The organism is Pseudoruegeria sp. SHC-113, from assembly GCF_025376885.1.
In the GTDB taxonomy this organism is placed as follows: domain Bacteria; phylum Pseudomonadota; class Alphaproteobacteria; order Rhodobacterales; family Rhodobacteraceae; genus Pseudoruegeria.
Genome location: NZ_JAHUBR010000004.1, coordinates 17,965 through 32,217, shown reverse-complemented (window position 1 = coordinate 32,217; position 14,253 = coordinate 17,965). Strand labels below are relative to the sequence as shown.

Here is a 14,253-nt window from a genome sequence, read left to right as displayed (position 1 = left end):
CGCTTTCTTATGACTCACTCAGAGGTTCGGCACCTTCGTCCATCTGGTGATAGACGAGCGCCGCACTTACAACGCCCTCAAGAACCTGAATACGATCGAGGGCGTCCACGATCGCTTGTTCGCTGTCGGTCTCCATCGCGACGACAATCTTGCCCGCCGGATCGGTCATAGCGACCTCCGCTGCAGGCTCACGTGCAATGGCTTCGGCCACCGCCGCCATCAGATCGGGCTTGGCGGTGACGAGAAGGCTTGAAATATGAACGGGGGCGGCATGGGCATTCATGCGCGGGCCTCATGTTTTAGGGTGTCTGGCTGCCCCGCTCGGGCGGGGACGTGCTGGAAACGGACCTCGATGGCCGACGTCGGGCAAGGCGCGATGCAGGCACCGCAGCCTGTGCAGGCCTCCGCCTCAAGGCGGATCCCACCGGCGGGGCGGATCGCATAGTCAAAGCGCAGTGCGCGGGCGTCGCAGTGATCGGCGCAGAGGCGGCATTCCACGCCCGAGGTCATCAGACAGGCGTTGCTTAAGGTCACGACATGGGCGAAGGCTTCCGATTGGGGCCGCGTTCCGTCAGGCCCGGCGGGTGCGAAAACATCCGCCTCGCAAGCCACCGCGCAGGCCCCGCAGAAGGTGCAGGCCGTTTCGGAGAAATCAACGAAGGGCTGGCCGTCGGGATCTGCGAGCAGGATGGCTTCCGGGCATGCCTCCATGCAGGCCCCGCAACTCGTGCAGCCTGCGGAAACAGACGCCTCCGTGGCCCAGGGCGGGCGCACGGCACGGCTCCGCCCTGCCTCAGCGACGCGCCCCATCAACAAGCTGCGGCGGCCGAGATCTGTGCCCTCAGCGCGCGCCATGGGTTAATGCGCGCCCGGGGGGCCGAAGATGAGCTGCATCATCCAGATGAAGAAGCCCCAGCCGCCGACGATACCGACAGACAGAACCGGCGCCATCACGACGACGAGCAGGAAGACAGCGAGACGTTCCGACGATTTCGGTGGTGCCTCAGCCTTTGGATCGGCTTGGGTTGCCACGAGTTTCCTCCAACAGCGCAAACAAGACGTTGAAACAACTGGTATTTTTGGTCTCTTAGTTTGACCTTAACATAGATCAAGGTGCGGTCAAAAAAATTTGAGATGTTTATTTTTCGAGCAAAATCAAAACGTTCCGCGCCATGCTCACATGGCGCGGAACGCATACGTAACCCAATACCGCGAGGGAAAGGCCGGTGCATTGCACCAGCCGCGACTCATCCGCCTGCGCTGGCCAAAAGCGCGGCATTGCCACCCGCTGCGGTTGTATCCACGCAGACGTGACGCTCAAGGCGGCAGCGTGCGGCCAGATCGCCCTGGCAGGCCAGCGGCACCATGGCACCGCTGCGGGCCGCCAGCGCAATGCGGCAGGCGCGCGCCGGGTCACCGCCGCCCCAGTAGGCCACAAGGTCTACGCCTTTGAGGCTGGTGAGCGCCTCGGCCCCCAGCACCCCATCCACGTCACCACCGGGCGCAACCGTCACCGCCGCGCAGCCTTCGCGGCGCGCGATCTCGGCTTGTGCTTTCGCGGCCTCCAGCGTCGGCCCGAGGCACAGAACGGTGCCGCGCCCAAAGACCGACAGCCGGTTGGATTCCCCCGTCGGCCCCGGCAGGCTTTCTGTGCCCAGCAGAAGCCCGCCTCTGGGGCGTGCCGCGTCCAGCGCAGCCTGCACCTTGGCCACATCGGCCACAGGGCCAGCCTCGGCCCCTGCCACCTGCGCTGCCTCTGGTCGGGTGAACCGCGACAGGTAAGCCGGGCCCCCCGCCTTGGGGCCGGTGCCGGAGAGCCCCTCGCCGCCAAAGGGCTGGCTGCCCACGATGGCCCCGATCTGGTTGCGGTTGACGTAGATATTGCCGACACGGATCTTGCGCACCAGCTCATCCACGCGGCTGTCGATGCGCGAATGCACCCCGAAGGTCAGACCGTAGCCCGAGGCGTTGATCTCCTCCACCACGCGCTCCAGCGCATCGGCGCGGAAGGTGGCGACATGCAGCACGGGGCCGAAGATCTCCTTCTCCAGATCCGCCATGCCCGACACGCGGATCACGGCGGGGCCAACGAAGGTGCCTTCGCTGGGGGCTTTAAGCTGCTTCACCAGCCGGCCCTTCTTGCGCGCGGCCTCCACATGAGCATCGATCCCGGCCTTCGCAGCGGCGTTGATCACCGGGCCAACATCCGTTGCGGCCTGCCACGGATCGCCCATCACCAGCGCATCCATCGCGCCCGACAGCATCTTCAGAATCGCGGGCGCGACATCTTCCTGCACATAGAGCAAGCGCAGGGCCGAGCAGCGCTGGCCAGCGGATTGGAAAGCCGAAGCCACAATGTCGCGCACGGCCTGTTCTGGCAGAGCGGTGGAGTCCACGATCATCGCATTGAGCCCGCCTGTCTCGGCGATCAGCGGCGCATCCGGGGAGAGCGCTTCGGCCATCGTGCGGTTGATGCTCTGGGCGGTCGCGGTGGAGCCGGTGAAGCAGACGCCGGAGACATTAGCGCTGCCCGTCAACACCGGGCCGATCTCCCGCCCGGCACCGGGCAGGAGTTGCAACGCGGCGCGCGGCACCCCGGCCTCATGCAGCAGGCCCGTGGCGAAGGCGGCGATGGCATTCGTTGTTTCCGCCGGTTTGGCGAGCACGGCATTGCCCGCGGCCAGCGCGGCGGAGAGCTGGCCCGTGAAGATCGCCAGCGGGAAGTTCCACGGCGAAATGCAGGTGACGGTGCCCAGCGCTCCGTTTGGCTCCAGCTCGGCGCGGGCGGCGTAGTAGCGCAGGAAATCAACCGCCTCGCGCAGTTCCGCGATGGCGTCGCGCCAGCTTTTGCCTGCCTCCCGCGCCAGCAGCGCGAAGATCTCGCCGAAATGGGCCTCATAGAGGTCAGCGGCCTTCTCCAGCACCGCGCGGCGCTCGGCGACCGGAGCCGCCCAGACGCGCGCGGCGGCAACAGCGCTTTCGGCCAGCTCCGGCGAGGCAAGCTGCACCGTGCCGATCACATCCTCAGACCGGGCCGGGTTGCGGATCTCAAGGCTTTGACCTTCCGGGGCCGCGACGCCCTCCGCCAGCAGCGGCGCCACGGCGTAGGTCTTCTGCGCAAAAGGCGCGCGGGCGGCCTCGATCTCGGCGGCGTGGAGCGGATCGTTCACATCCCAGCCGCGCGCATTGGCGCGTTCGGGGCGGAAGAGATCCGCAGGCCTCACCACGGCGGCGTTGCGGCCGGCTGCATCTAGCGCCTCGAAAGGATCGGCGGCCACGGCGGCGGCGGGCACCGCCTCATCCACGATCTGGTTCACGAAGGAGGAGTTCGCGCCGTTCTCCAGCAGGCGGCGCACGAGGTAGGCCAGCAGATCGCGGTGCGCGCCCACCGGCGCGTAGATGCGGCAGCGGGTGCCCGCGCGCTGCTTCACGATGTCATGGAGTGCCTCGCCCATGCCGTGCAGGCGCTGGAACTCGAAGGCCTGCAGATCCTGCGCCATTTCAAGAATGGCGGCGACGGTATGGGCGTTGTGGGTGGCGAATTGGGGATAGATCCGGTCCGTCATCCCCAGCAGTTTCTGCGCATGGCAGATATAGGCCACATCGGTGGCCACCTTGCGGGTGAAGACCGGAAAGCCCGGCAGCCCCTCGGCCTGCGCGCGTTTGATCTCGGTGTCCCAATAGGCGCCCTTCACCAACCGCACCATGATGCGCCGGTCCTGCGCCTCGGCCAGCCCGTGCAGCCAATCCAGTACCGCGCCCGCGCGCTTGCCATAGGCCTGCACCACAACGCCGAAGCCCTCCCAGCTTTTAAGCGCCGGATCGCGTAGCACCGCCTCGATCACGTCGAGCGAGATGTCCAGCCGGTCGGCTTCCTCGGCGTCGATGTTGAAACCCATGCCCGCATGGGCGGCCATCTTGGCCAGCTCCTTCACGCGCGGCACCAGATCGGCCATCACGCCCTCGGCATGGGTGTATTCGTAGCGCGGATAGAGCGCGGAGAGCTTCACCGAGATGCCCGGGTTCTCGCGGATGTCGTCCGAGGTGCACTGCGGCGAGAGCGCGTTAATCGCCTCGGCATAGGCGGTGAAGAAAGCATCGGCATCGCGCGCGGTGAGCGCCGCCTCGCCCAGCATGTCGTAGGAATAGGTATAGCCCTGCGACACCCGCCCCTGCCCGCGCTTCACAGCCTTCTCGATGGTTTCGCCCAGCACGAACTGATGCCCCATTTCGCGCATGGCGCGGCCCACGGCCACCCGGATCACCGGCTCCCCCACGCGCCGGATCGCCCCGCGCAGGACGCTCGCCAGCCCCTCGCCGTCCGACAGCACCTTGCCGGTGAGCATCAGCGCCCATGTGGAGGCGTTCACGAGGTGCGAGCTGGAGTGGCCAAGGTGTTCACCCCAGGCCGAGGGCGCGATCTTGTCTTCGATCAGCGCGTCCACCGTTTCGCTGTCAGGCACCCGCAGCAGGGCCTCGGCAAGGCACATCAGCGCGATGCCCTCCTTGGTCGAAAGCCCGTATTCGGCGAGGAAAACCTCCATCAGCCCCGGCTCGGCCTGCCCCCGGATCGCTTCCACAAGCCCCGTGGCCCGCTCATGCGCCTTCGCGCGCAGAGCCTCGCTCGGCGCGTTGGCGGCGCGCAGATCGGCCAGCAATACATCTTCGCCGGTGAAGTGAAGCGCACGGATGGTTTGGCGGATTTCGGCAAGGGGGGCGGTCATGGCTGGCTCTCCTAAAAGCGTTGGCCGCAGGATAGCAGACGGCCCGCAGGTAAAATGCCCGAGTTGAGCCATTTGACAGGCCAAACGCCCAAAGATAGCCTGCAAGCAAGCTCAAATGGATCGCAAAATGACAGAAATCAGCCCACTTGACCGATACGACACCAAGATCATCGCCGCGCTCAGTGAAAACGGGCGGCTCAGCGTCACAGACCTCGCCCAGCGCGTCGGGCTGACGAAAACCCCCTGCCAGGTGCGGCTGAAGCGGCTGCAGGCGGAGGGCTACATCCTCGGCTTCCGCGCCATCCTGAACGCGCGCAAGCTGGGGCAGGATCACGTGGCCTTCGTGGAGGTGAAGCTGGAAAGCACCACCGAAGCGGCGCTGACGCGGTTCAACAAGGCGGTGAACGCGATCCCGGAAATCGAGCAATGCCACATGATCGCAGGCGCGTTTGACTACCTACTGAAGGTCCGCACGAAAGACATTCAGGCCTATCGCGCCATCCTCGGCGAGCAGATCTCGGCGCTGCCCTTCGTGGCCAATACCTCGACCCATGTGTCGATGGAATCAGTGAAAGACACAGCATTCTAGTCAGGCCTCGCGCCGCAATCGCCCGGACAAAGGTCGGATCGTCTCACTGCACCGGCCGGAATGCTGTTACCATTCCGCCATTCAGGGCAATAAACAGAAACGGATTTTTCAGATGACAGAGGAAAGTACGGATCCTCAGGGGATCCCGGAGCCAGAGGGCACCAGCCACACCATCGACACCGATTACGAGATCGGGCAGGACAACGTCACCGCCAGCATCGGCCCCTTCGGACTGGATTTTCACAACCCGGTTTTCGTGATCTCAGGGCTTTCGGTCGTGGCCTTCGTCTTCTTCGCGCTGGCTTTGCCCGAGGTCGCGGAGTCGATCTTCGGCGCGCTCCGGCCTTGGCTGACATCGAATTTCGCTTGGTTTTTCTTAAGCGCGGGCAACATCTTCGTGCTGTTCTGCCTCTTCCTCATCGTCAGCCCCTATGGCTCGGTGCGGCTGGGCGGCTCCGAGGCGACGCCGGATTACAGCTACATGGGCTGGTTCGCGATGCTCTTTGCCGCCGGCATGGGCATCGGCCTGATGTTTTACGGCGTCTCCGAGCCGATGAGCCATTTCTCCGCCTCGCTCGCCGGGGTGACGGAAGAGGGCGGCGTGCGCACCGACTGGGCCCCGCTTGGCGCGGCGGCGGGCGATCAGGCCGCGGCGCTGGAACTGGGCATGGCCGCCACGCTCTACCACTGGGGCCTGCACCCCTGGGGCATGTATGCCGTGGTGGCGCTGGCGCTGGCGCTGTTCAGCTACAACAAGGGCCTGCCGCTCACCATCCGCTCGGCCTTCTACCCGATCTTTGGCGAACGCGTCTGGGGCTGGTGGGGCCATGTGATCGACGTGCTCGCCGTTTTCGCTACGCTCTTCGGCCTCGCCACTTCGCTGGGCTATGGCGCGACACAGGCCAACGCCGGGCTCAACATGCTCTTCGGCCTGCCCATGGGCACCACGACGGAAGTCATCCTGATCACCGCGATCACCGCCGTAGCGCTGGTTTCGGTGGTGCGGGGGCTTGATGGCGGCGTGAAGGTGCTGTCGGAGCTGAACATGGGGCTCGCCTTCCTGCTGCTGCTCTTCGTGCTGATCGTCGGCCCGACAGCCGCCATCATCTCGATCTTCGGCTCCTCCATCGTGGCCTATATCGGCGATCTGCCGGCGCTCTCCATGCCCTTTGGCCGGGAAGACACCAACTACATGCACGGCTGGACGGCCTTCTACTGGGCCTGGTGGATCTCCTGGTCGCCCTTCGTGGGCATGTTCATCGCCCGCGTCTCCCGCGGCCGCACCGTGCGCGAGTTCATCATCTGCGTACTGCTGATCCCGAGCTTCGTCTGCGTGCTGTGGTTCTCAGTCTTCGGTGGCACCGCGCTGACGCAATTCACCGAACAGGGCATCACCGCCGCGAGCGAAGCACCACTGGAGCTGAAGCTCTTCGAGATGCTCGCGGAACTGCCGCTGGCGTGGTTCACCTCGCTCATTGGCATCATCCTCGTGATCGTCTTCTTTGTGACGTCGTCGGATTCCGGCTCGCTGGTGATCGACACGATCACGGCGGGCGGCAAAATCGACGCGCCGATGCCGCAGCGGGTGTTCTGGTGCTGCTTTGAAGGCGCGGTGGCCATTGCGCTGCTGGTTGGCGGCGGGCTGGCCTCGCTGCAGGCCATGGTGATCTCCACCGGGCTGCCCTTCACCATTGTGCTGCTGCTGATGTGCTGGGCGATCCTGAAGGGGCTGGCCGCCGAGCGGCGGGTGCTCTGAAACAGCCCCATGCTTAAGCAAAGACGGGCGGTGCGGAAGCGCCGCCCGTCTTCCGTTCGCCCCACGCAAGTGCCGCATTGAACCGAACTGCGGCCTTTGCAACTCTGCCACCAGCAGACCCCAACGCGAGCCGCCCCCATGCCCGATATCCTGACCCTCACGCTGAACCCGGCGCTGGACATCGCCACCCATGCGCCGCAGGTGGTGCCCGGCCCCAAGCTGCGCTGCGCCGCACCGCAGGTGGATCCGGGCGGCGGCGGCATCAACGTCTCCCGCGCGATCCGCAACATCGGCGGCCAAAGCCGCGCGCTGGTGGCAGCGGGCGGCGCGACGGGCGCGGCCCTGATGGATCTGCTGCGCAAGGAGGGGATCGACGCCGTCGCCCTGCCCGCCCCCGGCGACACCCGCCAGAGCCTTTCTGTGACGGATGAGAGCACCGGCAAACAGTTCCGCTTCGTGATGCCCGGCCCCACATGGAGCCCTTCCGAGATCGCGCGCTTCCTGCAGGATGCGCTGGCGCTTGCGCCCGAAGGTGGGCTGGTGGTGCTCTCGGGCAGCCAGCCGCCGGGCCTGCCAGACGATTTCCCCCGCACGCTCAATGCCGCGCTCGGTGAGCGGAAGGCGCGGCTGATCCTTGACACCTCCGGCGCGCCGCTGCAGGCCATCGCCGAAGGGGGCCCAACGCCCGTGGCCGTGTTGCGGATGGATCAGGAAGAGGCCGAGGCGCTGGCGGGCCGCGTGCTGCCCACCGCCAAGGCGGCCGGCGCCTTCGCGCAAGAGCTTTGCGCGCGCGGCGCGGCGGAAACGGTGATCCTCGCCCGCGGCGCGGAAGGGGCGGTGATCGCGCAAGCCGACGGCACAGCCATGGCCTGCGGCAACGCGCAGGTGCCGGTGGCAAGCAAGGTCGGCGCGGGCGACAGTTTCGTGGGCGGCTTCACCCTTGCCCTGAGCCGGGGCCTGAGCGCCATAGAGGCGGTGCGCCATGGCAATGCGGCGGCCTCGGCAGCCGTCATGACCCCGGCCACGGATCTCTGCCGCGCCGAGGATGTGGCCGCCTGCCTGCCGCAATGCACCTTGCGCGCGCTTTAACCCACCACCAGCGCAGCCCCAAGGCGGCCCAACTCGTCGGAGCATTTCGCCCCCTTGCCGCAGCCCGCAGTGGCCACTGCGACGCGGTCGCTGAGGCGGCGCAGGATGGGTTGGCCGTCGGCGGAGAAGCTCGTCATGCAGGCGTCCAGCCGTTGGGAGGCGATCTCCAGCCCCGGCATGAAGCGCTCGATCCAGCCGCGCAGATAAGCCCCGACTTCGGGATCGCCGCCCGAACGGAACCACGCGCCGATCTCCTGCTGGCTGCGCAGGGGCTTGTCGACCGGATCACCGCCGAGCTTGAGGTAGAGCTTGCCGTCCGGGTAGCGGATCGGCGGCAGCAGGTAGGGATCGCGCCCCGATGGCTCCAGCAGCACCACCGAGGGCATCCCGGCGAGTGCGGCGGCCTGCGCCTCGGAGACCTCGAACAGCGCCACGGTGCGGGCATAGACCTTCACGGGGGCGATCTCTGGCAGCAATGCGGAACTGTAGCCCCCGGCCGCCACCAGAAGCCGCTTGCAGGTAGCAGGGCCGCCAGAAGTCTCCACCCGCACACCTTGCGCCTCCTCGTGGATCGCCAGAGCCTCATGGGGCAGCAACAGCGCCCCGGCCCGGCGGGCGCTTTCCGTCTGCGCGGCCACGAGGCGGCGTGGGCTGATATGGCCGGCGTGCACCGGCTCATGGCAACCGGCGGTGCCGGGCAAGAAGCGAAATGCCGGGAAGCGCGCCGCCAGCGCGTCCGGCCCATACGCCTCATGCGGCAGGCCGTCGGCCTTGGCCACGGCCCTCACGCGCGTAAGGAAATCACTGCCTTCCGGCCCGGCGACGAGCGCACCGGCCTCGGTGAAAAAGGAGATGCCGCCTTGGGCCTCGATCTCGCCATAGCGCGCGATGGAGGCGCGGGAGGCGGCGCTCCAGAAAGGATCGGGATCAAGCGCGCGGGTGATGCGGCCCTCGTCATAGTGGCTGCCGAAAGGGCCCGCGTGATCGGCCCTCTGCGCGGGTTCCTCAGGGCCGATCAGCACCACGGAGTGCCCCGCCCGCGCCAGATGCCGCGCGGCGGCAGCGCCGATCAACCCGCGCCCGATGATTGCGATCTCTGCCTGTTCCATGCCCCCCCTTTTGGCCTGTCCTTTAGCCTGCCTAGTCCTGCAACACCGCGTCTTCCCACTCCGCCAGAAACCGCGCCCGCTTGAGACTGTCCAGATAGACGAGCAGCCCCGGCCCCATGCGGATCGGGCGGCGCGCCGTCTGCTCTGAAAGGTCAATCGCGGGGAAAGGATAACCCGCCGCCGCGCCCTGCCCGCCACCACCCCAGGCCGCGCGCAGCAGGTGATCCACGAAAGCCCCGGCCTCTTCCGGGGCCTCGGCGGTGCTGGGGATCAGCACCGAGCGTAGCATCACCGTGGTGAAATCCTCCGGCTCGATGATCTCGATCCGGTCCGCCAGATCGGCCCGCGCCGCCGCGTAGCTGCCCAGCACGTTATAGGCGATGGCGATGCGCCCGCTGGCGACATCCTCGATCATGTCCGACGAGCAGCAATAGAGCCGCGCCTTCAGCCCACCCATGACCTCCGCCAGCCGCCAGAAGCCCTCGGAGGCCCGCGAATCCTGCGTCGCAAAGAGGTAGCCAAGGCCCGACTGGCGCACGTCATAGGTGCCGATCCGGCCCCGGAAGCGCTCCTGATTCTCGCGCAGCAGCGTGATCAACGCCTGCCGCGTGCGCGGGATCTCCAGCCCCTCGAAATGGGCCGGGTTCACCACGATGGTGGCGGGCTCCTGCGTGAAGGCAAACAGCGTGTCGCGCCAGTTGGCCCCCTCCGGCACGCGCTCGGTGGCGGCCGAGCGATGGGCACGGGCAAACCCGTCGTTTGCGAGCTTCGTCTGCAGATCCATCGCCGAGGAAATCGCGATGTCGAAGGCCGCGCCGCCGGTGATCGCCTTGTTGATCTCGCCGCTGCTGGCCGCCGCATAGTCCACCGCAACCCCCGGATTCTGCGTCTGAAACGACAGGATCAGCGGCGCGAACAGATCGGTATCGGCGGTGGAGATCACCGATAGCTCCGCAACTTGCGCCCCCGGCGCGGGAAAGCGGCGCTGCTCTTCGATCTCGAAGGCCCCCAAAAGCCCCGGCCAAAGTGCCAGAACGCCAGCGACGCAGGCCCTTAACCTACTGGAAACACGAGCGAAACACATGCGCCGCCTCCTTCCCTGTTCTCCATCATCAGGCTGCCGCCATGGGCCTCGGCCACCTCCTTGGCGATGGTCAGCCCAAGACCCGAGCCCACGGTGCCCGACACGTTGCTCCCCCGCGCAAACCGCGCCGTGAGCTGTTCGGCCCCCTCCGGAAAGCCCGGCCCCTCATCCTGCACTTGCAGGCGCAGGGCACCCGGCGGCGCGTCGATTAGGACCGTCACAACGCTGTCGGCGGGCGAATATTTGATCGCATTGTCCAGCAGATTGCGGATGGCATTCTGCAGTAGAATGGCATCGCCCTCCATCGCGCCCGGATCGCGGGCCTCAAGCTGCAGGGAGATCTCCTTGAGGTCGGCGACGGGGCCAAGCCGGCCCACCAGATCCTCGGCAAGTTCCGCCAAGATGAGCGCCTCCCGCTCAAGGCTGTCGGTGCGGAAGGTGACCATGGCGTGATCCAGCAGCTGCCCCGCTGCGCGGGAGCTTTCATCCACCGCGCGGATCATCTCCTTCAGGGCCTTGCGATTTTCGGGGCGCTCCACCCGGCGCAGGGCGATCTCGGCCTGCATCCGCACGGTGGCAAGCGGGGTACGCACGCGGTGCGCGGCCTCCGCGATGAAATCCTCAGACCGGGCGAGAGAGACTTTCAGCCGGGCGATGAAACCATTGAGCGAAACCACCAGCGGGGCCATTTCGGAGGGCACCGGCGCCACCACCGGGCGCAGATCCTTCGGCCCCCGCCGCGACACCGATCCGGCAAGATCGTTGAGCGGCTTCACGGCGGCCTGCGCGGCCAGAATGGCCAGTGCCGCCGAGACAAGGAAGAAGCCCACACCCAGCACCGCGGCGATGGTAGAGATCCGCTCCAGCGTCGCTGCCTGCCCGTTGCGCGTTTGCGCCACGGAGGCCGTGACCCGCGTGGGTGCCCCCTGCACCGAAACGATCCGCGCCGCGCTTGCGAGCCGCAGGCTTTCCCCCTTGTAGTCGGCGGTCAGGAACAACGTTTCCCCGGCGCGGGGCTCCTGCTCTGTGCGCGGCAGATCGGCATAGCCCGTCAGATCCGCTCCAGCGGCCCGGATCGCGTAAAACACCCGGTCATTGCTCACATTTCCCAACATAGACAAGGCTGCATAGGGGATATCTGCCGTCAGCGCCCCGTCCTGAACGGCGACGGATTCTAGGATCGACGTGAGGGAGGCGGTGAGGATGTTGTCCTGCGATTCTTCCGCCACGCGACGGGCGAAGCCCAGCACCAGCAGGAACAGCAGAACCGCCAATACCGCCGCGCTGCCCACCAGTTGCAGGGTAAGCCTGCGGCGGATCGAACCGCTGACCAGCGCTTGCGGCTTCATGCCACTTCCAGACGGTAGCCCAGCCCGCGCACGGTGGCGATGGAGACCTGCGAGCCCGCCAGATGCTTGCGCAGACGGCCCACATAGACCTCGATTGCGTTCTCCGAGACTTCCTCATCGTAGGAGAACAACCGGTCCACCAGCTTGGCCTTGGAAAAGAGCACCCCCGGCGCGCCCGCGAGGATCTCCAGCAGGCGCAATTCGCGGTTGCGCAGCGCGATGCTGCGCCCCCCCACCTGAAGGCTGCCAGCGAGCGCATCAAAGGTCACATCGCCCAGCTGGCGGACGTTATGAGCCCCACCGCCGCGCCGCCGGATCACAGCCCGGCAGCGGGCTTCAAGCTCGGCGAAGTCGAAAGGTTTGGTAATGTAATCATCCGCCCCCAGATCCAGCACGCCCACGCGGTCGCTCACCTCGGAGCGGGCGGTGAGCACGATCACCGGCGTGTCGTCCTGTCGGGCGCGGTGCTGGGCAAGAAACGTCCGCCCGTCCCCGTCGGGCAGCATGATGTCGAGCAGGATGAGATCGTAGTCGGTGGTGGCAAAGAAGGCCTCGGCGGCGGCAACATCCCCGGCAAGATCGACCACATGGCCATCGAGCCTGAGGCGGTCCAGCACCGCCGCGGCCAGATCCCGATTGTCCTCCACCAGCAGAAACCGCATCCGCCCCCCGAAAGTTTTTTCGCGCGTGACAGGTCCGTGTCAGCTTCGCGTGTTCCCTTCTAGTCATGCGCGGTGCGTCCGCGACTTGTCAAATGGGAGGACAACATGACGAGATTCAACATGACCCGCCGGGCGATGGCCGCCGCGGCGGCCGCCACGATGGCCTTTGGCACCCCGGCGCTGGCGGATGGTCACCAGGTTGTGGACAGCATCCACTTTCTGATCCCCGGCGGTGCCGGCGGCGGCTGGGACGGCACCGCGCGTGGCACCGGTGAGGCGCTGACGAACGCGGGCCTCGTGGGCACGGCATCCTACGAGAACATGTCAGGCGGCGGCGGCGGCAAGGCGATCGGCTACCTAATCGAGAACGCCGACAGCCAGCACGGCACGCTGATGGTCAACTCCACGCCGATCGTGATCCGCTCGCTCACCGGCGTGTTCCCGCATAGCTTCCGCGACCTGACGCTCGTTGCCGGCACGATCGGCGATTACGCTGCGATCGTGGTGGGCAAGGACAGCCCGGTGAACTCGATGGAAGATCTGCTGGCCGCGTTTGACGCCGATCCGAATGGTACCGCCATCGGCGGCGGTTCGGTGCCGGGCGGCATGGACCACCTCGTGGCCGCGATGGTGTTCGAAGCCGCCGGCAAGGACGCGCTGGGTGTGAAATACATCCCCTACGACGCGGGCGGCAAAGCCATGGCCGCGCTGCTCTCGGGTGAGATCGCCGCACTGTCCACCGGCTTCTCCGAAGCCGTGGACCTCGCCAACGCAGGCGAAGTGAAGATCATCGGCGTGACGGCGCCGGAGCGCGTGGATGCCTATGCCGACGCACCGACGATGGCGGAACAGGGCATCGACACCACCTTCGTCAACTGGCGCGGCTTCTTTGGCGCCCCGGGTCTGCCCGAAGACAAGCTGGCGATGTACCAGGATGCCATCGCGAAGATGTATGACACCCCCGAGTGGGAAGAAGTACGCGCGCGCAACGGCTGGGTGAACATCTACAACAACGGCGACGACTTCAAAGCCTTCCTGGAAGATCAGGAAAAGGTCATCGGCGATCTGATGAAGAAGCTTGGCTTCCTCTAATCCCTGACAGGCGTGGCGGGCCGTAAACGGCCCGCTCGAAGCGAGGGCTCTGCCCTCGCGCTCCCGAGGTATTTGAAGCAAGAGGAAAGGGGGCGGTGTGCCCCCGATCCCGGCAGAAGGCCCGCAGAAACGGGCTTTCCCCTCGCGCGGTCATCGGCTCCTCAGCCTGTACCGCTCCGCAAGACTAGCCATGATTGGTTAATCAAGTCTTTCCTCTTGCTCCAAATACCTCGGGGGAGTCGCGCGGCACGCGCGGCGGGGGCAGCGCCCCCAACCCGTTTTACACCCGCATTCTCGGAGGGGACAATGGCACTGGACCGCTGGATCGCACTGATCCTTCTCGGCATCTGCCTGATCTACGGCTACACCGCCTTTTTCACCATGGACGCGGGCCTGCCGCCGTTCATGCAACGCAACCCTGTCTGGCCCTCCACCTTTCCCAAGGTGCTGTCGGTGCTCGCCACCGCGGCCTGTCTGGTGATCCTGCTTGGCCTTGAGAAGGGCGACGGCACCGAGAAGGCGCCGGAGATCAACTATCGCCGCCTTGGCGACTACAAGATCGGACAGGCCGCTGCGCTTCTGGGGCTGATGGTGGCCTATGCGTTGCTGCTGCGCCCTGCGGGGTTCCTGCTGTCGACGGTCGGGTTTCTTGTCTTTGGCGCGATGATCCTCGGGGAGCGCAAGTTTCACGTGATGATCCCGATTGCCGTGATCGCGGCCGGCAGCGTCTGGTATCTGGTGCAGGAGGTGCTTGGCATCTTCCTGCGCCCTTGGCCCTTCTTCCTGGCGGGAGGCTGAC

General features: G+C 66.5%; 13 protein-coding genes. 5 read left to right on the top strand and 8 right to left on the bottom strand.

The features are described from left to right. Positions 1-7: 7 nt before the first annotated feature. The 4 genes from KVX96_RS17585 to putA all read right to left on the bottom strand — a co-directional run bounded on the left by KVX96_RS17585 (position 8) and on the right by putA (position 4,724). Positions 8-283: a chaperone NapD gene (locus tag KVX96_RS17585; protein ID WP_261196098.1), complete on the bottom strand. Its 276-nt coding sequence runs from the start codon at positions 281-283 to the stop codon at positions 8-10. Beyond that, a complete protein-coding gene (gene napF / locus KVX96_RS17580; protein WP_261196097.1) occupies positions 280-855 on the bottom strand; it encodes a ferredoxin-type protein NapF in 576 nt (191 codons plus the stop codon). Before napF ends, KVX96_RS17585 begins: the two co-directional genes overlap by 4 nt. A 3-nt stretch (positions 856-858) precedes the next feature. Further along, complete coding sequence (locus tag KVX96_RS17575; protein WP_261196096.1) at positions 859-1,032, bottom strand: periplasmic nitrate reductase, NapE protein; 174 nt, start codon at positions 1,030-1,032, stop codon at positions 859-861. A gap of 215 nt (positions 1,033-1,247) precedes the next feature. Beyond that, a complete protein-coding gene (gene putA, locus KVX96_RS17570; RefSeq protein ID WP_261196095.1) occupies positions 1,248-4,724 on the bottom strand; it encodes a bifunctional proline dehydrogenase/L-glutamate gamma-semialdehyde dehydrogenase PutA in 3,477 nt (1,158 codons plus the stop codon). Positions 4,725-4,851: 127 nt separating this feature from the next. Here putA and KVX96_RS17565 point away from each other — a divergent pair, with 127 nt between their 5' ends. The 3 genes from KVX96_RS17565 (at position 4,852) to KVX96_RS17555 (ending at position 8,158) form a co-directional block, all read left to right on the top strand. After that, the gene (locus tag KVX96_RS17565) at positions 4,852-5,313 is read left to right on the top strand and encodes an Lrp/AsnC family transcriptional regulator (RefSeq protein WP_261196094.1); all 462 of its coding nucleotides are present in this window, start codon (positions 4,852-4,854) and stop codon (positions 5,311-5,313) included. Positions 5,314-5,425: 112 nt separating this feature from the next. Next, entirely contained in the window at positions 5,426-7,069 is a 1,644-nt protein-coding gene (locus KVX96_RS17560) for a BCCT family transporter (protein WP_261196093.1), read from the top strand. Positions 7,070-7,207: 138 nt separating this feature from the next. Then, positions 7,208-8,158 carry a 1-phosphofructokinase family hexose kinase gene (locus KVX96_RS17555; protein WP_261196091.1) on the top strand — a complete coding sequence of 317 codons (951 nt, stop codon included), beginning with the start codon at positions 7,208-7,210 and terminating at the stop codon, positions 8,156-8,158. Here KVX96_RS17555 and KVX96_RS17550 read toward each other — a convergent pair. The 4 genes from KVX96_RS17550 to KVX96_RS17535 are packed head-to-tail and all read right to left on the bottom strand — an operon-like array spanning position 8,155 to position 12,362. Next, positions 8,155-9,267, bottom strand: coding sequence for an FAD-dependent oxidoreductase (locus KVX96_RS17550; RefSeq protein ID WP_261196090.1), 1,113 nt, complete (start codon positions 9,265-9,267; stop codon positions 8,155-8,157). The genes KVX96_RS17555 and KVX96_RS17550 overlap by 4 nt on opposite strands. Before the next feature lie 31 nt (positions 9,268-9,298). Beyond that, positions 9,299-10,351, bottom strand: a complete 1,053-nt coding sequence (locus KVX96_RS17545) for an ABC transporter substrate-binding protein (RefSeq protein ID WP_261196089.1) — start codon at positions 10,349-10,351, stop codon at positions 9,299-9,301. Further along, a complete protein-coding gene (locus KVX96_RS17540) occupies positions 10,321-11,700 on the bottom strand; it encodes a sensor histidine kinase (protein WP_261196088.1) in 1,380 nt (459 codons plus the stop codon). The genes KVX96_RS17545 and KVX96_RS17540 overlap by 31 nt, the downstream gene beginning before the upstream one ends. Continuing rightward, on the bottom strand, positions 11,697-12,362 hold the full coding sequence (locus KVX96_RS17535) for a response regulator transcription factor (RefSeq protein ID WP_261196087.1): 666 nt from the start codon (positions 12,360-12,362) through the stop codon (positions 11,697-11,699). Before KVX96_RS17535 ends, KVX96_RS17540 begins: the two co-directional genes overlap by 4 nt. Before the next feature lie 105 nt (positions 12,363-12,467). Between KVX96_RS17535 and KVX96_RS17530 the strand changes: the two genes are divergently transcribed. Together KVX96_RS17530 and KVX96_RS17525 are read left to right on the top strand one after the other, a co-directional pair. After that, positions 12,468-13,454, top strand: a complete 987-nt coding sequence (locus KVX96_RS17530) for a tripartite tricarboxylate transporter substrate binding protein (protein WP_261196086.1) — start codon at positions 12,468-12,470, stop codon at positions 13,452-13,454. Positions 13,455-13,760: 306 nt separating this feature from the next. Next, complete coding sequence (locus KVX96_RS17525; RefSeq protein ID WP_261196085.1) at positions 13,761-14,252, top strand: tripartite tricarboxylate transporter TctB family protein; 492 nt, start codon at positions 13,761-13,763, stop codon at positions 14,250-14,252. Position 14,253: the final 1 nt, after the last annotated feature.

Bases quoted from the DNA above. Each gene is read 5' to 3' on its own strand.
- putA (WP_261196095.1), bottom strand. From the start codon at position 4,724: ATGACCGCCCCCCTTGCCGAAATCCGCCAAACCATCCGTGCGCTTCAC.
- KVX96_RS17560 (WP_261196093.1), top strand. From the start codon at position 5,426: ATGACAGAGGAAAGTACGGATCCTCAGGGGATCCCGGAGCCAGAGGGC.
- KVX96_RS17535 (WP_261196087.1), bottom strand. From the start codon at position 12,362: ATGCGGTTTCTGCTGGTGGAGGACAATCGGGATCTGGCCGCGGCGGTG.
- KVX96_RS17555 (WP_261196091.1), top strand. From the start codon at position 7,208: ATGCCCGATATCCTGACCCTCACGCTGAACCCGGCGCTGGACATCGCC.
- KVX96_RS17585 (WP_261196098.1), bottom strand. From the start codon at position 283: ATGAATGCCCATGCCGCCCCCGTTCATATTTCAAGCCTTCTCGTCACC.
- KVX96_RS17550 (WP_261196090.1), bottom strand. From the start codon at position 9,267: ATGGAACAGGCAGAGATCGCAATCATCGGGCGCGGGTTGATCGGCGCT.
- KVX96_RS17525 (WP_261196085.1), top strand. From the start codon at position 13,761: ATGGCACTGGACCGCTGGATCGCACTGATCCTTCTCGGCATCTGCCTG.
- KVX96_RS17545 (WP_261196089.1), bottom strand. From the start codon at position 10,351: ATGTGTTTCGCTCGTGTTTCCAGTAGGTTAAGGGCCTGCGTCGCTGGC.
- KVX96_RS17540 (WP_261196088.1), bottom strand. From the start codon at position 11,700: ATGAAGCCGCAAGCGCTGGTCAGCGGTTCGATCCGCCGCAGGCTTACC.
- KVX96_RS17565 (WP_261196094.1), top strand. From the start codon at position 4,852: ATGACAGAAATCAGCCCACTTGACCGATACGACACCAAGATCATCGCC.
- napF (WP_261196097.1), bottom strand. From the start codon at position 855: ATGGCGCGCGCTGAGGGCACAGATCTCGGCCGCCGCAGCTTGTTGATG.
- KVX96_RS17530 (WP_261196086.1), top strand. From the start codon at position 12,468: ATGACGAGATTCAACATGACCCGCCGGGCGATGGCCGCCGCGGCGGCC.